14 protein-coding genes are annotated in these 19590 nt (G+C 60.4%); 3 read left to right on the plus strand and 11 right to left on the minus strand.

Features of this window, described 5'->3' with window-relative positions; translation table 11 throughout:
* Positions 1 to 48: 48 nt before the first annotated feature.
* Positions 49 to 522 (minus strand): Lrp/AsnC family transcriptional regulator, encoded by a 474-nt coding sequence (locus AB4O35_RS05950; protein WP_065875668.1) that lies wholly within the window; start codon positions 520 to 522, stop codon positions 49 to 51.
* A 136-nt stretch (positions 523 to 658) separates the two neighbouring features.
* On the opposite strand from AB4O35_RS05950, the gene AB4O35_RS05955 reads away from it, so the two are divergent.
* The 3 genes from AB4O35_RS05955 (at position 659) to pbpC (ending at position 9448) form a co-directional block, all read left to right on the plus strand.
* Complete coding sequence (locus AB4O35_RS05955) at positions 659 to 1288, plus strand: LysE family translocator (protein ID WP_065875567.1); 630 nt, start codon at positions 659 to 661, stop codon at positions 1286 to 1288.
* Between the two features lie 77 nt (positions 1289 to 1365).
* Positions 1366 to 7170, plus strand: coding sequence for an MG2 domain-containing protein (locus AB4O35_RS05960; protein WP_065880386.1), 5805 nt, complete (start codon positions 1366 to 1368; stop codon positions 7168 to 7170).
* On the plus strand, positions 7151 to 9448 hold the full coding sequence (gene pbpC, locus AB4O35_RS05965; protein WP_065875568.1) for a penicillin-binding protein 1C: 2298 nt from the start codon (positions 7151 to 7153) through the stop codon (positions 9446 to 9448). Before AB4O35_RS05960 ends, pbpC begins: the two co-directional genes overlap by 20 nt.
* On the opposite strand, the gene AB4O35_RS05970 is transcribed toward pbpC, so the two are convergent.
* The 10 genes from AB4O35_RS05970 to AB4O35_RS06015 form a co-directional block, all read right to left on the minus strand.
* Positions 9445 to 9822, minus strand: coding sequence for a hypothetical protein (locus AB4O35_RS05970; protein ID WP_065875569.1), 378 nt, complete (start codon positions 9820 to 9822; stop codon positions 9445 to 9447). The genes pbpC and AB4O35_RS05970 overlap by 4 nt on opposite strands.
* A gap of 60 nt (positions 9823 to 9882) precedes the next feature.
* On the minus strand, positions 9883 to 11715 hold the full coding sequence (gene glmS / locus AB4O35_RS05975) for a glutamine--fructose-6-phosphate transaminase (isomerizing) (RefSeq protein ID WP_065891284.1): 1833 nt from the start codon (positions 11713 to 11715) through the stop codon (positions 9883 to 9885).
* Between the two features lie 10 nt (positions 11716 to 11725).
* A complete protein-coding gene (locus tag AB4O35_RS05980) occupies positions 11726 to 12493 on the minus strand; it encodes a DeoR/GlpR family DNA-binding transcription regulator (RefSeq protein ID WP_065891283.1) in 768 nt (255 codons plus the stop codon).
* Between the two features lie 233 nt (positions 12494 to 12726).
* The gene (glmU, locus tag AB4O35_RS05985) at positions 12727 to 14094 is read right to left on the minus strand and encodes a bifunctional UDP-N-acetylglucosamine diphosphorylase/glucosamine-1-phosphate N-acetyltransferase GlmU (RefSeq protein ID WP_065946086.1); all 1368 of its coding nucleotides are present in this window, start codon (positions 14092 to 14094) and stop codon (positions 12727 to 12729) included.
* A gap of 123 nt (positions 14095 to 14217) precedes the next feature.
* On the minus strand, positions 14218 to 14634 hold the full coding sequence (locus tag AB4O35_RS05990; protein ID WP_003195825.1) for a F0F1 ATP synthase subunit epsilon: 417 nt from the start codon (positions 14632 to 14634) through the stop codon (positions 14218 to 14220).
* Between the two features lie 44 nt (positions 14635 to 14678).
* Positions 14679 to 16055 (minus strand): F0F1 ATP synthase subunit beta, encoded by a 1377-nt coding sequence (atpD, locus tag AB4O35_RS05995; protein WP_057725772.1) that lies wholly within the window; start codon positions 16053 to 16055, stop codon positions 14679 to 14681.
* A 27-nt stretch (positions 16056 to 16082) separates the two neighbouring features.
* On the minus strand, positions 16083 to 16943 hold the full coding sequence (atpG, locus tag AB4O35_RS06000) for a F0F1 ATP synthase subunit gamma (protein WP_028618578.1): 861 nt from the start codon (positions 16941 to 16943) through the stop codon (positions 16083 to 16085).
* A 50-nt stretch (positions 16944 to 16993) separates the two neighbouring features.
* Complete coding sequence (atpA, locus tag AB4O35_RS06005; protein WP_053127456.1) at positions 16994 to 18538, minus strand: F0F1 ATP synthase subunit alpha; 1545 nt, start codon at positions 18536 to 18538, stop codon at positions 16994 to 16996.
* 21 nt (positions 18539 to 18559) lie between these two features.
* Entirely contained in the window at positions 18560 to 19096 is a 537-nt protein-coding gene (locus AB4O35_RS06010) for a F0F1 ATP synthase subunit delta (RefSeq protein ID WP_049710821.1), read from the minus strand.
* A 12-nt stretch (positions 19097 to 19108) separates the two neighbouring features.
* The gene (locus AB4O35_RS06015) at positions 19109 to 19579 is read right to left on the minus strand and encodes a F0F1 ATP synthase subunit B (protein ID WP_008439543.1); all 471 of its coding nucleotides are present in this window, start codon (positions 19577 to 19579) and stop codon (positions 19109 to 19111) included.
* Positions 19580 to 19590: the final 11 nt, after the last annotated feature.

Here is a 19590-nt window from a genome sequence, read left to right on the forward strand (position 1 = left end):
GCGAGCAAGCCCGCTCCCACATGTGTTTTGTGTTGGTTTCAGAACTTATTAACCCGGCAAATGCCCCAGCGGCAAAGCCCCTGGGGTTTTCACGGTCTGGATCGCGAAGTTGCTGCGGATATCTCTCACGCCCGGCAGCTTCAGCAGGCTGCCAGTGACAAACCGCTCATACCCGCGCAAATCCGGCACCACCACCTGCAGCAAAAAGTCCGATTCCCCCGAGACCAGAAACGCTGAGATCACTTCCGGCAATGCCATCACCGCCTCGCGGAAGGCATTGGCTTCGGTGTCGTTATGCCGCTCAACTTTCACGCCCACGAACACCATCATCCCCAACCCCACCTCATCGCGGTCGAGGGTGGCCTGATAGCCGCGAATCACCCCGGCTTCTTCCAGCAACCGCACGCGTCGCAGGCAAGGTGAGGCGGACAGGCCGATCTCGTCGGCCAGTTGCACATTGCTCAAGCGGCCATCGCGTTGCAGGGCCTCTAGAATCTTGCGGTCGAACGCATCGAATTTCAGATTTGGCATAAGTGAATGGCCGGCATTGTTATCAGTGGCAGATAGTGCCAAGACTAGACGCTTTTCCGGCTGACTACGCAAGCACCTGCGTCCCCCTTCGGCCCTAGAATTGGCCGGCACATAAGGGGAGTGGAACATGGCGGAACTCTGGTTATTTCTGGTGGCCCTGTCGGTGGCGTATCTGTTGCCCGGGCCGGACATGATCCTGTTGCTGCAAACCGGCGCGCGCCAGGGCAAGGCCTTGGCGCTGACCACGGCGATTGGCCTGGGGCTGGCCCGCGCGTGCCATGTGGCGTTGGCGGGCATGGGGCTGGCGACGTTGTTCAAGGTCGCGCCGTGGACCTTCGACGTGGTGCGCCTGGGTGGCGCGGCCTATCTGTTGTGGCTGGGTGTGCAGTGCCTGCGGGCGAACATGCTGCCGGCCCTCGACACTGCTAATACTCCGTCAACGGTGCATGCCTGGCGCGCAGCGTTTCAGCGCGGTTTGCTGACCAATCTGTTGAACCCAAAGGCCCTGCTGTTCTGCTCGGTACTGCTGCCGCAGTTCATCAATCCGCATGCCGGCCCGGTGGCTGGGCAATTTGCGTGGCTGGGGGTCATTCTGGTGGCAGTCGGTTTCGCCTTCGACTGCTGCTACGCCCTGGCCGGTGCGCGCCTCGGCCAATGGCTGGCACGCAGCCGCTCGGCGCAGCGGATGCAGCAATGGTTATTCGGCAGTCTTTTGATCGGTTTTGCGGTGCGTCTCACCTTTGTGCAACACGCCTGAGCACGTCGGCGTATCGCGTCATCTTTTGTATCAAAGACGCGTGTAAGATACGCCGCACTTAGCCAGGGATGCTCACCATGTTCGATTCGTTCAAAGCGATCAGCCGCCGTATTGTCGGCGCGTTATTGACAGTGGTGGGGGCCGTCTTTGGCCAATGGCATCCGCCGCTTTGGCTGCGCGCTACCGGCCGTGGGTTGGCGAACCTGGGCAGCAAAGCCCGCGCTTATCCGCGCCAGACCGGTGCCGGCTTATTAGGCTTGGTCCTGCTGGCCGCCGCCGGGTTCTACGGCTGGCATTGGTATTCCAACCTGCCGCAGCCGCACACCGCGAGCTATTCGCTGCACAAACCGAACCTCACCGACTACACCCAGCAGCCGCCGGTTGTGGATAACTTGCAGGTGCGTTTCGGCGAATCCGTGGCCCCGTTGGCGGCCATCGGCAAACCGGTCACCGATGGCATTACCCTCAACCCTGCGGTTGCGGGCACCTGGCGTTGGTCCGACGACCGCACCCTGCAGTTCGTACCTGAGAAAGACTGGCCCATCGACGCCCATTACACCCTCGACCTGGCGAAGAAAAACCTGCTGGCCGACGGCGTGTTGCTGGACCAATACAGCACGCAGTTTTCCACCCAACCGTTCCGCGCGACCCTGGCGCAAAACGAGCTGTACCAAGACCCGTCCAATCCGACGCTGAAACAGCTGGTGGCCACCTTCCATTTTTCCCACCCTGTGGATGAAGACAACCTACGCAAACGCGTAACGGTGACTCTTGGCAAAGGCCTGGCCTACCGCGACGCCCAATTGCCCAACCGCCCGGAAATCACTTTCGACGAGAAAAAGCTCAACGCCTACGTACGCTCCGCCGCCCTCGCCACGCCCCTGGAAAGCACGCCGGTCAGCGCCAAGCTCGACGAAGGCATCAAGGCCCGCGACGGCGGCAACGCCAGCAGCGCACCGCTGGTGGCGGAGGTCACCGTACCCGGTCGCTATCGCCTGACCTTTACCGGGGCCGAAGTGAGTTTTGTCGACAACGAACGTGGCGAGCCGGAGCCGGTGCTGATGTTCAGCAGCTCCAGTGCCGTAGCCGACGAGACCATCGCCGGTAAGGTGCAGGCCTGGCTGTTGCCAGAAAAAGCCCAGGACGACACGCGTCCCTACAACAGCAACGAGATCGACGACGCCCTGCTCGCCCGCAGCACCAAGGTCAACCTGACCCACGTGCCCAGCGTCGAACCGCTGAACACCCTGCACGCCTTTAAATTCAAGGCCCCGGCCGGTCGCGCAGTGTATGTGCGAGTGCCCGCCAACCTGGAAGCCATCGGTGGCTACCTGGCGAAGAATCCTACGGCGTCGCTGATCAGCATGCCGGCGTATCCACGCACCTTGCAGTTCTTGTCTGACGGCGCCTTGCTCAGCCTCAATGGCGAAAAACGCCTGGGCTTCATGGCCCGTGGCGTGCCCGGCGCCCATGTGGAAATCGCCCGCTTGCTGCCCAACCAGTTGCAACACCTGGTGGACCAGAGCAGCGGCAGCTTTGCGCGGCCGAACTTTGGCAATGAGTACTTCGATCGCATGGTCGAGCGTCAGTCTTTGGATATTCCTCTGTCATCCAATGACCCGGCAAAAACCGTCTACGACAATGTCGACCTCAGCCACTACCTCACCGCCAATGGTGGCCGTCGCGGTATTTTTGTCCTCAAGCTCAGCCCGCAGGACGATCCCGCCGAGCGTACGTTCGAGTACGAGCGCAACAGCACCAGCGACCTGCGTTTTATCGTGGTGACCGACCTCGGCATCATCGCCAAGCGCTCCAGCGACGGCAGCCATGATGTGTATGTGCAATCCATCGGCAATGGCTCGCCGGTGTCCGATGCGCAAGTCGATATCATCGGTCGCAACGGGTTGCCGGTCGCCAGCGGCCATACCGACGGCGAAGGCCACGCGCATTTCGCCAAGCTGGATGAACTGCGTCGTGAGAAAACGCCACTGATGTATGTGGTCACGCGCGGTAATGACCAGTCGTTCCTGCCGATTGCCCGCCAGTCCCAGCAACTGGATTTGTCGCGCTTCGACGTAGGTGGTTTGGAAGAAGACGGTGCGATTGATCGCCTCAGCGCCTACCTGTTTACCGACCGTGGCCTGTACCGGCCCGGCGAAACCGCGCACCTGGGCATGATCGTGCGCAGCGGCAACTGGAAAGGCGCGCTGCAAGGCCTGCCGGTGGAGCTGCAAATCACCGACCCGCGTGGCCTGGAAGTCATCCGCCAGCCGTTGAAGCTGTCCGCCAGCGGCTTTGAAACCTTTGATTTCCCGAGCAGCGAAGTGGCCCCTGCCGGGGAGTACACCGCTACTTTGCAACTGATTGGCCAGAAGCAGACCCGCACCGACCTGGGCAGCGTGAGCTTCAAGGTCCGCGACTTCGAGCCGGACCGCATGAAGGTCAGCCTGAGCCTGCACGACACGCCTGTGCAGGGCTGGATTCCACCGGACCAAGTGGTGGCCAAAGTCACCGCTATGCACCTGTTCGGCGCCCCGGCGTCCGGCCGCCGCGTCACCGCGAAAATGTCCCTGAGCCCAACGCTCGCGGCGTTTGATCGCTACCCCGATTACCGTTTCCGCCTCAACGACTCCCTGGAAGAGGCCAGCACCGAAGACCTGGCTGAAACCACCGTCGACGACAACGGCCAGGCCGTGCTCGACCTCAACCTGCAACGCTTCGCCAACAGCACCTATCGCCTGCAGGTGATGACCCAGGTGTTCGAAGCCGAAGGCGGACGCAATGTGGCGGCGCAGAGTGCCTTGCTGGTGTCATCCGCGCCCTACCTGGTCGGTGTGAAAAGTCAGGATTCGCTGTCGTACGTCGCCAAAGACGCGCCGCGCCAGGTGCAATGGCTGGCTGTCGCGCCAGACCTTACGCCGCTGGCGGTGGACGGCCTGACCAGCGAAGTGGTCGAACACCGTTATGTGTCGGTGCTGGTGAAACAGTCCAACGGCACCTACAAGTACGAGTCGCGCATCAAGAACATCAGCCAGCCGGCGCAGCCACTGGTGATGACCGCGCAAGGCGCTAAGCAGACCCTGAACACCGCAACCCCGGGCGATTTCACTCTGCAACTCAAAGACGCCAACGGCAACCTGCTCAACCAGATCGACTACAGCGTGGCCGGGCGTGGCAACACTTCGCGCTCACTGGAACGCAACGCCGAGCTGCAACTGCGCCTGGATAAACGCAGCTACGCCACCGGTGATGAGATCGCCATCAGCATCCGTGCGCCCTACACCGGCGCCGGCTTGATCACCATCGAGCGCGACAAGGTCTACACCCAGCAGTGGTTCAAGGCCGACAGCACCAACAGCGTGCAACATATCCGTGTGCCGGCAGGGCTTGAGGGCAATGCCTACGTCAACGTGCAGTTTGTGCGCGATATGGGTTCGGCCGAGGTGTACATGAGCCCGCTGTCCTATGGTGTGGTGCCGTTCAGCATCAACCTGGATGCGCGACGCATGGCGCTGAAGGTTGAAGGCCCGGCGAAAATCGAGCCGGGGCAGATGCTGGATATCAAGGTCACCGCCGACCGCCCGGGCCGCGCAGTGGTGTACGCGGTAGATGAAGGCATCCTGCAAGTGGCGCGCTACCAGACGCCGGACCCGCTGGGCTTCTTCTTCCAGAAGCGTGCGCTGGAGGTAGGCACCAGTCAGATCCTTGACCTGATCCTGCCGGAATTCAGCCGCCTGCTGAGTGGGGCGGCGCCCGGTGGCGATACGGAAGGCGCCCTGGCCAATCACCTCAACCCATTCAAGCGTAAACATCAGCCGCCCGTGGCGTGGTGGTCTGGGTTGGTAGACCTGCCAGCCGGCGAAACCCTGCTGCATTACCAGGTGCCGGACAGCTTCAACGGCAAGCTGCACCTGTTTGCGGTGGCAGTGGACAGCGACAGCGTCGGTGTCAGCGAAGCCAATACCGAGGTGCGCGGGCCGATCGTGATCACGCCAAACGTACCGGCCTTTGTGGCGCCGGGGGATGTGTTCAACGTCAGCGCCGGGGTGTTCAGCAACCTCGATGCAGCGGCGGACGTGAAGTTTGAACTTCAGACCAGCGATGGCCTGAAGGTACAGGGCGACAAGGGCAGCACGTTGTCACTGCAACCGCGCAAGGAAGGCACGGCCGAGTTCAAGATCAAGGTGGGTGAAATCCTCGGTTCGGCTGACCTGCGCTTTGTCGCCGTATTGCCCAACGGCAAGCGTATCCAGGTGGCGGAAACTACCTCGATCCGCCCGCTGAGCGAACATCGCGTGGCACTGAGCCTGGGCCGCTTCGACAGCGCCAGCAAAGAACTCAAACCTACTCGCGAACTGTTCAGCCAGCTGCGTGACGTGCAACTGGGCGTGGCCGCCTCGCCGCTGGTATGGGCCAATGGCCTCAAGCATTACCTGGATGACTACGGCTATGCCTGCACCGAGCAATGGGTGTCCAAGGCCATGCCGGCGGTGATCTGGGGCGGTAACGCACCGGAAGCCGAACAAGCCTTCAGCAGTGCCGTGCGCATGCTGCGCCAACGCCAGAACCAGGCCGGTGGCTTCGGTTTGTGGGCAGCCAACCCGGACGTGGCGCCGTACGCCAGCCTGTACGCCACCGACTTCCTGATCGAAGCCAAGGAGCGCGGGTTGCCGGTACCGGAAGATCTGCTGGTGCGCTCGAACGCGTATCTGACAGACCTGGCCAACGGTCCTAGCGAAGGCCTGTCGGAATTGCGCAACCGCGCCTACGCCAGTTACCTGCTGAGCCGTCAGGGGATTCTGGTAAGTGGTGCATTGAGCGATATCCGCGAGCGCTACGAGAGCTACTTCAAGGACACCTGGCAGAACGACCTGGGCGCCGCTTACCTGGCTGCCAGCTACAAATTGCTCAAGCAGGATCGCCAGGCCGATGCACTGTTCCGCAAAATCCCATGGCGTTCGCTTGTGGATAAGTGGGACAGCGACGGTTTGTATTACGACCCGCTGGTGCATGATGCCGAACACCTGCACCTGCTGGCGCGCCACTTCCCCGAGCTGATGGACGATGTGCCCACGGCCTTGCTGGATAAACTCGGCAAGCGCCTCAATGAGCAGCGTTACAACTCGCTGTCGGCGGCGCTGTTGCTGCGCGCCCTGGACAACTATGGCCAGCGCGCGCAAAGCGATATGACCCTCAAGGCCACCGCCTGGCTGGGTGACAAGCAGCAGCAATTGCTGGAGATGGCCGGTCAGCCACCGCGCGCCGCCGTGCCAGGCACCACGCAAAAGCTGGTGATGGAAAAATCCGATGGCCCGGCCGCGTTCTACATGCTCAGCGAAGCCGGTTTCGACAAGGGCGCCAAGCTCAAGCCGATCAACAATGGCCTGGAAATCATCCACGAATACCTCGACCTCAAGGGCGAGCCGGTGAGCAAGGTGGCGGTAGGTGATGAGTTCCTGGTGCGCCTGCGTCTGCGTGCTACAAACCGTGATCAGGTGCAGCAAGTGGCCGTGGTCGACTTGCTGCCGGGTGGCGTAGAGCCTGTGTATAACTTGCCGCCGGAGCCGGAAGCCGCCAGCAGTGAGGAAGGTGAAGGCGAAGCGTCCGAATACGTGGAAGAAGACAGCCAGGAAGCGGACACATGGCAAGCGCCCATCGGCGAAACCGAGCTGAGCACCTGGCAGCCGGACTATGTGGATGTGCGTGATGATCGAGTGGTGTTGTACGGCACTGCGCTGCGCGATGTAGGCACTTTCGTCTACCGTGTGCGCGCCACCAACGCCGGCACCTTCAATACGCCACCGGCCTACGCCGAAGGCATGTACGAAACCACCCTGCAAGGGCGCGGCAAAGTAGGCCAGCTTGAAATTACCAAGCCTTAAGCGCCTGACGCCGCTGCTGGCAGCGGCGGTTCTACTGGCGGGGTTGCGGCTGTGGCCCCATGCCCCGCTGGAACAGGCCGTGACCTCGTCACGGGTGGTATTGGCCGACGACGGTTCACTGCTGCGCATGACGTTGGCGGATGACGGGCAATACCGTCTGTGGCTGCCGCTGGAGCGCATGTCGCCGTCATTGGTAGAGGCCTTGCTGCTCAAGGAAGACCGTAATTTCTACTGGCACCCGGGGATCAATCCCCCGGCGTTGCTGCGCGCAGCCCTGGCCACCTACAGCGGTGGCCAACGCCAGGGCGGGTCGACCTTGAGCATGCAACTGGCGCGGCGCTTGTGGGATCTGAACACCCGCCAAGTGCCAGGCAAGTTGCAGCAGATGGCGTTGGCGCTATGGCTGGAAGCACGCTACAGCAAGCACGATATTCTTGAGGCCTACCTGAACCTGGCGCCCATGGGCGGCAATATCGAGGGCGCCGAAGCGGCCAGCCGTATCTACTTTGGTAAGTCGGCGGCGCAGTTGTCGTTGTCCGAAGCGCTGGCGTTGGCGGTGATCCCGCAGCAACCGGGGCGACGTGCGCGCTTCGGGCCGTCATTGCAAAACGCGCGGCTGCGCTTGATGGCTGACTGGCGCGAGACTTATCCACAGGACCCGCGTAACGACAGTTTGTTGGACCTGCCTCTGGAGGCGCGCAACCGCCAGCAGATTCCTTTCCTGGCGCCGCACCTGAGCGAGCAATTGCTGGCATCCCAGCCCGGCAACGAGTTGAACAGCACCCTCAACTTGCCCTTGCAACAGTTACTCGAACGCCTGATCACCGGGTTTATCGCCGAGCGGCGCAGCACCGGTGTGGAAAACGCTACGGCCATCCTGATCGACAGCCGCGACCAGAGCGTCAAGGCGCTGGTAGGGTCGGCGGATTACTTATCCACAAGCCTCCACGGTCAAGTGAATGGAGTGCTGTCGCGACGCTCGCCGGGGTCGACGCTTAAGCCGTTTTTGTACGGCCTGGCGCTGGACCAGGGGGTGATCCACCCAATGAGTATCCTCAAGGATCTGCCAAGTAATTTCGGCTACTTCCAGCCGGAAAATTTCGACGGCAGTTTTGTCGGGCCGCTGACAGCCCGGGATGCGTTGATCCGTAGTCGAAATATCCCGGCGGTGTGGCTGGCCAGCCAGGTTAAGTCGCCGTCCTTATATGGATTGCTGCAGCGCGCCGGTATCAAAGGCCTGCGCGACGAAAGCCACTACGGTCTGGCGTTGGCCCTCGGCGGCGGTGAGATGACCCCGGAAGAACTGGCGCGGCTGTATGTGATGGTGGCCGGTGACGGGCACTTGCGGCCCTTGCGCTATTTGCAGGAACAGCCCCAGACCACCGGCGCCCAACTGCTAACGCCCCAAGCCGCCTTCATGGTGCGCGACATGCTGCGTCGCAACCCACGCCCGGATGGCTTGCCTGGCCGCCACTGGCGCACCGCCTGGAAAACCGGCACCTCTTGGGGGTTCCATGATGCATGGAGCGCAGGCCTGGTCGGGCCGTACGTGCTGGTGGTGTGGGTGGGCAACTTTGATGGCCGGCCAAACCCGGCGTTTATCGGCGCCAAGACGGCTGCGCCGCTGTTTTTCCGCATCGCCGACGCCCTGCCCCTGGCCCTGCCGAATGTGGTGATCAAACCCGACAAGCCACCCGCCGGACTGGTGCGCATCGACATCTGCGCCGCCTCCGGCGAGTTGCCCAACCGCTGGTGCCCGCAAACCCGCAAGACTTGGTATATCCCCGGCGTCTCGCCGATTCGCGTGTCCAACCTGCACCGCCCGGTGCTGATCGACACCCGCACCGGTAAAGCCGCCTGCCCGCCGTTCGAGGCGCAATACACCCGCGAAGAAGTCTTCGAGTTCTGGCCCAGCGACGTGCAACGCCTGTACCGCGCCGCCGGCCTGCCGCGGCGCACGCCGCCCAACGTGATGAAAAACTGCCAACCCAACCGCATCAGCGACCAGAGCGAAGCGCCGCAGATCCGTTCGCCGCTGACCCAGGTGAGCTATCAGCTGCGCCTGTCCCAGCCACAGGAAAGCATCCCGCTGAATGCCAATGCGGCCAGCGATGCGGCGACGTTGTACTGGTTCGCTGATCAAACCTTGATCGGCCAAGGGCCGCCGCAAACCACGCTGAATTGGCGGCCGGGCAAGTCGGGGGAGTATCGGTTGCGAGTCAGTGATGATCAGGGGCGCAGTGCGAGCCGGGGGTTGCGGGTGGAGTTTGTGCCTTAGGAGTGGTTGTCGCACTCAGCAAGTTCAACGTAGCTTGACTCCCCGCCTCCCGTCGCACCCGATAACCACCCCCAGACGAAGCTCAGCGTGGTACGCCCGGCCTGGTCGACGTCGACCGTGCCACGAGACCAACCGGCCAGTAGTGCGCCTTCTGTCGTCACGCACTGATAAAGCAATTCGATGGTATCAGGGCCGGTTACACGCCCGACCTGCTGGCCCAGACGAATCCTTGCGCCTTGGTAAGTGCTCGAGATGGCATCGCCATCGACAAGGTAATGAAACACCGTGCCCGTACCTGAGAGACCTTGGGTATTGTTTGCGACCGCAAACCGGCGATTGTTCAAACGTGCGTGAATCTGGGAAGAGGGTTGCATCGAGGTCGCATCCTTTCGCTGGAACCTGGAGACCCCAAGGGCCTCCAGGCGCGTGCCGTATTACTCCACCGTCACCGACTTCGCCAGGTTGCGCGGCTGGTCAACGTCAGTGCCCTTGAGCACGGCGACGTAGTAAGACAGCAGTTGCAGCGGGATGGTGTAGAGAATCGGCGACAGGGTGTCGTTGATGTGCGGCATGTTGATGACGTGGGTGCCTTCACCATTGGTCATGCCGGCTTTCTCGTCGGCGAACACCACCAGTTGGCCGCCACGGGCGCGGACTTCCTGCAGGTTGGACTTGAGCTTTTCCAGCAGTTCGTTGTTTGGCGCGACCGTGACGACTGGCATGTCGTCATCCACCAGGGCCAATGGACCGTGCTTGAGCTCGCCGGCCGGGTAGGCTTCGGCGTGGATGTACGAGATTTCCTTGAGTTTGAGCGAGCCTTCCATTGCCACCGGGTATTGCGCGCCACGGCCGAGGAACAGGGTGTGGTTTTTGTCGGCGAACAGCTCGGCGACTTTTTCCACGATGCTGTCCATGGCCAGGGCCTCACCCAGGCGGGTTGGCAGGCGGCGCAGTTCTTCGACCAGGGTGGCTTCAACACCTGCGGCGAGGGTGCCACGTACTTGGCCCAGGGACAGGGTGAGCAGCAACAGGCCGACCAGCTGGGTGGTGAAGGCTTTGGTGGAGGCCACGCCGATTTCGCGACCGGCCTGGGTCAGCAGGGTCAGGTCGGATTCGCGCACCAGGGAGCTGATGCTGACGTTGCAGATCGCCAGGCTGGCGAGGAAGCCCAGCTCCTTGGCGTTACGCAAGGCGGCCAAGGTGTCGGCGGTTTCGCCGGACTGCGAGATGGTCACGAACAGGGTGTCAGGCTGGACCACCACTTTGCGGTAGCGGAACTCGCTGGCCACTTCGACCTGGCATGGAATGCCGGCCAGTTCTTCCAGCCAATAACGGGCAACCATGCCGGCGTGGTAGCTGGTGCCGCAAGCCACGATCTGCACATTGCGCACTTTGGCGAACAACTCGGCGGCTTGTGGGCCAAAGGCGTTGACCAGCACTTGCTTGTCGCCCAGGCGACCCTCCAGCGTGCGTTGCACCACGGCCGGTTGCTCGTGGATTTCCTTGAGCATGAAGTGGCGGTATTCGCCTTTGTCGGCGGCTTCGGCGCCGTCGCGGTATTGCACCGCTTCACGCTCGACAGACTGACCGTTAACGTCCCAGATCTGCACGCTTTCACGGCGGATGTCAGCGATATCGCCTTCTTCCAGGTACATGAAGCGGTCGGTGACCTGGCGCAGGGCCAACTGGTCGGAAGCCAGGAAGTTCTCACCCAAGCCCAGGCCGATCACCAACGGGCTGCCACTGCGGGCGGCAACCACGCGATCGGGCTGGCTGGCGCTGACCACGGCCAGGCCGTAGGCGCCGTGCAGTTCTTTTACGGTGGCTTTGAGGGCGACAGTCAGGTCGCCCAGGTCTTTGAGCTTGTGATTCAGCAGGTGGGCGATGACTTCGGTGTCGGTGTCCGAAGTGAATACGTAGCCCAGCCCCTTAAGTTGCTCACGCAGCACTTCGTGGTTTTCGATGATGCCGTTGTGCACCACCGCCAGGTCGCCGGAAAAGTGTGGGTGGGCGTTGCGTTCGCACGGCGCACCGTGGGTAGCCCAACGGGTGTGGGCGATGCCCAGACGGCCAACCAACGGCTCACCGGCCAGGGCTTGCTCCAGTTCACTGACTTTGCCCGGGCGACGCATGCGCTCAAGCTTGCCGGCGTTGGAGAAGACGGCCACACCGGCGCTGTCGTAGCCACGGTATTCCAGGCGCTTGAGGCCTTCGAGCAGGATGGGAGTGATGTTGCGTTCAGCGACTGCGCCTACGATGCCACACATGGTGTTTCTCCTAGATGATTGCCGCACATATCAGCGTAATGCCGCGGGCTTGAATCTGGTCGCGGGCCTCAAGCGGCAGGCGATCATCGGTGATAAGGGTATGGACGCTGCTCCAGGGCAGTTCCAGGTTGGGAATCTTGCGGCCGATCTTGTCGGATTCGACCATCACCACCACTTCACGGGCGACCTCTGCCATGACGCGGCTCAGGCCCAGCAGTTCGTTGAAGGTGGTGGTACCGCGCTGCAGATCGATGCCGTCGGCGCCGATAAACAGTTGATCAAAGTCATAGGAACGCAGCACTTGCTCGGCGACCTGGCCCTGGAACGAGTCCGAATGCGGGTCCCAGGTGCCGCCGGTCATCAACAGCACCGGCTCGTGCTCCAGCTCGCTCAAGGCGCGGGCCACGTGCAGGGAGTTGGTCATCACCACCAGGCCGGGCTGGTGGCCCAGTTCGGGGATCATCGCGGCGGTGGTGCTGCCGCTGTCGATGATGATGCGCGCGTGTTCGCGCAGGCGCGTCACGGCGGCACGGGCGATGGCGCGCTTGTAGATCGAGATGGGTTGGGCGGCGTCGCCGACCAGTTCCTGGGGCATGGTAATTGCGCCACCGTAACGGCGTAACAGCAGGCCGTTGCTTTCGAGGGCAGCCAAGTCCTTGCGGATGGTCACTTCCGACGTTTCGAAACGCTTGGCCAATTCGTCCACGCTGACTTCGCCCTGTTCATTGAGCAAGGTCAGGATGTTGTGGCGTCGTTGGGGGGTATTTCGTTTCGACATGGTGATGGTAAGTTTCGTTTCGAAAGATAACGAAGGCAATCAAAACCTATTGGCGAAACATCGTCAAGTGGGGCGTGCGAAATTTTTAGGTGCACACCCCAAAATAAATGTGGGAGCTGGCTTGCCTGCGATAGCGGAGTGTCAGGCAACATAAATGTTGAATGCCAGACCGCTATCGCAGGCAAGCCAGCTCCCACAGGAGGCAGCGTTCAGCCAGACAGATTGTGGATAACTCAGGTCTTTTTGATTTTGACCGGGCGTTTCCAGCCATCAATGTTGCGTTGGCGGGCACGGGCGACTGCCAGTTGGGACTTATCCACATCCTGGTTGATGGTTGAGCCCGCGGCTGTGCTGGCGCCATCGTCGAGGGTAACCGGGGCGACCAACGAATTATTGGAACCGATAAATACATCCGCACCAATGGTGGTCTGGTGCTTATTGGCGCCATCGTAGTTGCAGGTGATGGTGCCCGCCCCGATGTTAGTTCGCGCACCTACAGTGGCATCACCCAAGTAGGTCAGGTGTCCGACTTTGGCTTCGTCGTCCAATGTGGCGTTTTTCAATTCAACAAAGTTACCCACATGGGCTTTAGCGCCCAATACGCTTCCTGGACGTAACCGCGCAAACGGCCCAGCATCGCTGCCCTCGCCCATCACGGCGCCGTCGATATGGCTGTTGGCCTTGACCACCGCGCCTTTGCGCAGGGTGCTGTCCTTGATCACGCAGTTCGGGCCAATCACCACGTCGTCTTCGATGATCACGCGGCCTTCGAGGATCACGTTGATGTCGATCAGCACGTCGCGGCCGACAGTGACTTCGCCACGCACATCGAAGCGCGCCGGGTCGCGCAGGGTCACGCCCTGGGCCATCAAGCGGCGGCCTTCGCGCAGCTGGTAGTGACGTTCAAGCTCTGCAAGCTGCTTGCGGTCGTTGGCGCCCTGCACTTCCATCGGGTCGTGTGGCTGTTCGGTCGCGACCAGCAGGCCATCGCTCACGGCCATTTCGATGACGTCGGTGAGGTAGTACTCGCCCTGGGCATTGTTGTTGGACAGGCGGCTCATCCAGTCGGCGAGCTTGTTGGCAGGGACCGCCAGAATTCCGGTATTGCCTTCGGTAATGGCGCGCTGAGTTTCGCTGGCATCCTTGTGCTCAACGATGGCCGCGACCTTGCCGTCGGCATTGCGCACAATGCGCCCGTAACCGGTAGGGTCATCCAGTTCAACGGTCAGCAGGCCCATCTGGCCAGGCACGACATGCTTGAGCAGGCGTTGCAGGGTTTCCACTTCAATCAGCGGTACGTCGCCGTACAGGATCAGCACGGTGTCGGCAGTGATGAAGGGCACGGCTTGTGCGGTGGCATGGCCGGTGCCGAGTTGTTTGTTCTGCAAAACGAAATTCAGGTCATCCGCGGCCAGGCGCTCACGGACCACATCGGCACCGTGGCCAATCACCACGTGGATGCGTTGCGGGTCGAGTTGCCGGGCGCTGTGGATAACATGGCCAAGCATGGAATTGCCGGCCACCGGGTGCAGCACCTTGGGTAGGGCCGAACGCATACGGGTGCCCTGGCCTGCGGCGAGAATGACGATTTCAAGAGACATGAGTGGCTACCAATCCTGGGCGGTCCGACTTCAGACCAGAGAAGTGTTTTGCAAAAAAAGAAAAAGGGTAGCCGAGGCTACCCTTTTTAATCAATCGCGCATAAAGCATGACGGCATGGCCGCTTACTTCTTGCGGATCTGCTGGAGCGTGCGCAGCTGAGCTGCAGCCTCGGCCAGACGTACAGCAGCAGCGCTGTAGTCGAAGTCGGCACCCTTTTCGTTCAGGGCCTTCTCGGCAGCCTTGACGGCTTCCTGAGCGGAGGCTTCATCCAGGTCGCCAGCACGTTGCACGGTGTCGGCAAGTACCTTGACCATATTCGGCTGAACCTCGAGGAAACCACCGGAGATGTAAAACACCTCACGTTCCCCGCCTTGCTTGGTCAGCGTGATCGGACCTGGTTTCAAGCTTGTGATCAGCGGGGCATGACCCATGGCGATACCAAGATCACCCAGGTCGCCGTGCGCTGTAACAAACTCGACCAGACCGGAGAAAATTTCCCCTTCCGCGCTGACGATATCGCAATGGACTGTCATAGCCATCTGATTGCCTCAACCTGATGAGCGCCCGTTACCGGGCGCCTGGATTACAGTTTCTTGGCTTTCTCGATCGCTTCTTCGATGCCGCCGACCATGTAGAACGCTTGTTCTGGCAGGTGGTCGTAGTCACCGTTGAGGATGCCTTTGAAGCCAGCAATGGTGTCTTTCAGGGAAACGTATTTACCCGAAGCACCGGTGAAGACTTCAGCCACGAAGAACGGCTGCGACAAGAAGCGCTGGATCTTACGAGCACGGTTTACCAACTGCTTGTCGGCTTCCGACAGCTCGTCCATACCCAGGATCGCAATGATGTCCTTCAGTTCTTTGTAACGCTGCAGCACGTACTGAACGCCGCGAGCGGTGTCGTAGTGCTCCTGGCCGATCACGTTCGGGTCCAGCTGGCGCGAAGTCGAGTCGAGTGGATCGACCGCTGGGTAGATACCCAGGGAAGCGATGTCACGGGACAGAACGACGGTGGCGTCCAAGTGGGCGAAGGTGGTCGCAGGCGACGGGTCGGTCAAGTCATCCGCAGGTACGTATACCGCTTGGATCGAAGTGATCGAACCTTCCTTGGTCGAAGTGATACGTTCTTGCAGAACGCCCATCTCTTCAGCCAGGGTCGGCTGGTAGCCTACTGCGGAAGGCATACGGCCCAGCAGTGCGGATACTTCAGTACCGGCCAAGGTGTAACGGTAGATGTTGTCGACGAACAGCAGAACGTCGTTACCTTCGTCACGGAACTTCTCGGCCATGGTCAGGCCAGTCAGTGCTACGCGCAGACGGTTACCCGGCGGCTCGTTCATCTGACCGTAAACCAGTGCCACTTTGTCCAGAACGTTGGAGTCCTTCATCTCGTGGTAGAAGTCGTTACCCTCACGGGTACGCTCACCCACACCGGCGAACACGGAATAACCGCTGTGCTCGATGGCGATGTTACGGATCAGTTCCATCATGTTTACGGTCTTGCCTACACCGGCACCACCGAACAGACCGACTTTACCGCCTTTGGCGAACGGGCAAACCAGGTCGATAACCTTGATGCCGGTTTCCAGCAGGTCGTTGCCGCCAGCTTGTTCGGCGAACGAAGGTGCTGGACGGTGAATGCCCCAACGCTCTTCGGTGTCGATCGGGCCAGCTTCGTCAATCGGGTTGCCCAGTACGTCCATGATCCGGCCCAGGGTCGCTTTACCGACCGGTACGGAGATGGCTGCGCCAGAGTCGATTACGTCCAGACCGCGCTTCAAGCCTTCGGTGGAACCCATCGCAATGGTACGAACTACGCCGTCGCCCAGCTGCTGCTGAACTTCCAGAGTAGTGTCCGCGCCTTGTACTTTCAGCGCGTTGTAGATGCTCGGTACGCTGTCGCGTGGAAATTCCACGTCGATAACGGCGCCGATGATTTGAACGATACGTCCGCTACTCATAGCTGGATCCTCTGAATATTTGAACCGTTAAACCGCGGCAGCGCCGCCGACGATTTCCGAGATCTCTTGGGTGATCGCAGCCTGACGCGCCTTGTTGTAGATCAGCTGCAAATCGCTGATCAGATCACCGGCGTTATCGGTAGCGTTTTTCATCGCGATCATCCGCGCTGCTTGTTCAGCTGCGTTGTTCTCGACCACCGCCTGGTACACCTGCGACTCCACGTAGCGCACCATCAAGCCGTCAAGCAGCTCTTTGGCGTCTGGTTCGTAGAGGTAGTCCCAGTGGTGCTTGAGTTCCTGATCCGGAGTCGCCACCAGTGGAATCAATTGCTCCACGGTTGGCTGCTGGGTCATGGTGTTGATGAACTTGTTGGATACCACGGAGAGGCGGTCAATCCGGCCTTCCAGGTATGCATCCAGCATCACCTTCACACTGCCGATCAAATCATTGATCGACGGCTCTTCACCCAGGTGGCTGATAGCTGCAACGACGTTACCGCCGAAGTTGCGGAAAAAGGCCGCACCCTTGCTACCAACAACACACAGATCGATCTCGACGCCGTTTTCGCGGTTTACCGCCATGTCCTTGACCAGGGCCTTGAACAGGTTGGTATTCAGACCACCGCACAAACCACGGTCACTGCTCACAACCACATAACCGACGCGCTTGACTTCACGCTCGATCATGAATGGGTGGCGGTATTCCGGGTTGGCGTTGGCCAAATGCCCAATTACCTGGCGGATACGCTCCGCATAAGGACGGCTAGCAGCCATGCGCATTTGTGCCTTGCGCATTTTGCTGACCGCCACTTTTTCCATGGCGCTGGTAATCTTTTGCGTGCTTTTGATGCTCGCAATCTTACTGCGAATCTCTTTTGCGCCTGCCATGTAACACCTATCAGGTTAGCAAGCGGGAGCCTTGCGGCTCCCGCTGCGGCTTACCAGGTTTGGGTGGCCTTGAACTTCTCGATACCGGCTTTCATGCCAGCGTCGATATCGTCATTGAAGTCACCCTTCACGTTGATCTTCGCCATCAATTCGGCGTGATCGCGGTTGAAGTAAGCAATCAGCGCTTGTTCAAAGCTGCCAACCTTGGCGATTTCAACGTCGGTCAGGAACCCACGCTCAGCGGCATACAGCGACAACGCCATGTCAGCGATCGACATTGGGGCGTATTGCTTCTGCTTCATCAGCTCGGTAACGCGCTGACCATGCTCAAGTTGCTTACGGGTCGCTTCGTCCAGGTCAGAAGCAAACTGGGCGAATGCCGCCAATTCACGGTACTGAGCCAGAGCGGTACGGATACCACCGGAGAGCTTCTTGATGATCTTGGTCTGAGCGGCACCACCCACACGGGATACCGAAACACCGGCGTTCACTGCTGGGCGGATGCCCGAGTTGAACATGGCCGATTCCAGGAAGATCTGACCGTCAGTGATGGAAATCACGTTGGTCGGAACGAACGCGGAAACGTCGCCAGCCTGGGTTTCGATGATCGGCAGTGCGGTCAGGGAACCGGTTTTGCCGGTCACTGCGCCGTTGGTGAACTTCTCTACGTATTCTTCCGAAACGCGGGATGCGCGCTCCAGCAGACGGGAGTGGAGATAGAACACGTCGCCTGGGTAAGCTTCACGGCCTGGTGGACGGCGCAGCAGCAGGGAAATCTGGCGGTAAGCCACTGCTTGCTTGGACAGATCGTCATAAACGATCAGCGCGTCTTCACCGCGGTCGCGGAAGAATTCACCCATGGTGCAACCGGAGTACGGTGCCAGGAATTGCAGCGCAGGAGATTCCGAAGCACTGGCAGCCACGATGATCGTGTTGGCCAGGGCGCCGTTTTCTTCCAGCTTGCGAACCACGTTGGCGATGGTCGATTGCTTCTGACCGATCGCTACGTAGACGCAGAAAATGCCGCTGTTCTTCTGGTTGATGATCGCGTCGATGGCCAGAGCGGTTTTACCGATCTGACGGTCACCGATGATCAGCTCACGCTGGCCACGGCCGACTGGGATCATGGCATCGACAGCCTTGTAGCCAGTCTGTACAGGCTGGTCTACCGACTTACGCCAGATCACGCCTGGAGCAACTTTCTCGACCGCGTCGGTCTCGGTGTTGCCCAGTGGACCTTTACCGTCAACAGGGTTACCCAGTGCGTCGACTACGCGACCCAGCAGTTCCTTACCTACCGGAACCTCCAGGATGCGGCCAGTGCACTTGGCGCTCATGCCTTCAGCCAGACTGGTGTAAGCGCCCAATACAACGGCACCTACGGAGTCTTGCTCCAGGTTGAGGGCCATACCGAAGACGCCGCCCGGAAACTCGATCATCTCGCCGTACATTACGTCGGCCAGACCGTGAATCCGCACGATACCGTCAGATACGCTGACGACAGTGCCTTCGTTACGGGCTTGGGAGGTCACATCGAGCTTGTCGATGCGGCCCTTGATAATTTCACTTATTTCGGAAGGATTGAGTTGCTGCATTGCTCTGCTGCCCCTTCAAACTCAAGATTTCAATGCTTCGGCAAGATTCGCGAGTTTGCCGCGAATCGAACCATCGATAACCAGGTCGCCGGCGCGAATGATGACACCACCAATCAGGGTGGCATCCTCCGCAACTTGCAGGCGCACTTCCCGGTCGAGTCGTGCACTGAGAACCTTGGCGAGTTTGTCTTGCTGTTCTTGGTTCAATGCGAAAGCACTGGTCACTTCAACGTCTACCGACTTCTCTTGCTCGGCCTTGTACAGGTCGAACAGAGCGGCAATCTCCGGCAAAAGCAGGAGACGGTCGTTTTCGGCAACGACGTGCAAGAAGTTCTGCACTTTCACATCAAACTTGTCGCCGCACACGTCAATAAACGTGGCGGCCTTGTCTGCGCTCGTCAGTCGCGGGGCCTTGAGCACGCGCTGCATGGTGTCGTCTTGCGACACTGCTGCAGCCAGGCCGAGCATGGCTGACCAAGAGGCCAGCTGCTGGTGGGCCTGGGCGTGCTCGAAGGCTGCCTTAGCGTAAGGTCGGGCCAACGTGGTCAATTCTGCCATGATCGCCCTCGCTTAAATTTCAGCAGCCAGTTTGTTAACCAGCTCCGCGTGCGCGTTTTGATCGATTGTGGCGCCCAGGATCTTCTCAGCACCGCCGACGGCCAGAGCACCCAGTTGGGCACGCAGCGCATCTTTGACACCGTTCAGTTCCTGCTCGATCTCGGCCTGAGCCTGAACCTTCACACGGTCAGCGTCGATACGGGCTTTTTCAACAGCCTCTTCAACAATCTGGTTACCGCGTTTCTTGGCTTGCTCAATGATCTCGGCTGCTTGGGCTTTCGCTTCGCGCAGTTGCTGACCCGCTTTATCTTGGGCCAACTCCAGGTCGCGAGCTGCTCGGGCTGCAGCGTCCAGTCCATCCGCGATCTTCTTCTGACGCTCGTGCAGAGCTGCGATGACCGGAGGCCATACGAACTTCATGCAGAAAACGACAAAAATCAAGAACGCTAAGGACTGACCAATAATGGTTGCATTAATGTTCACGCCAATACCTC

It is taken from the genome of Pseudomonas sp. H1_A03 (genome assembly GCF_054685145.1).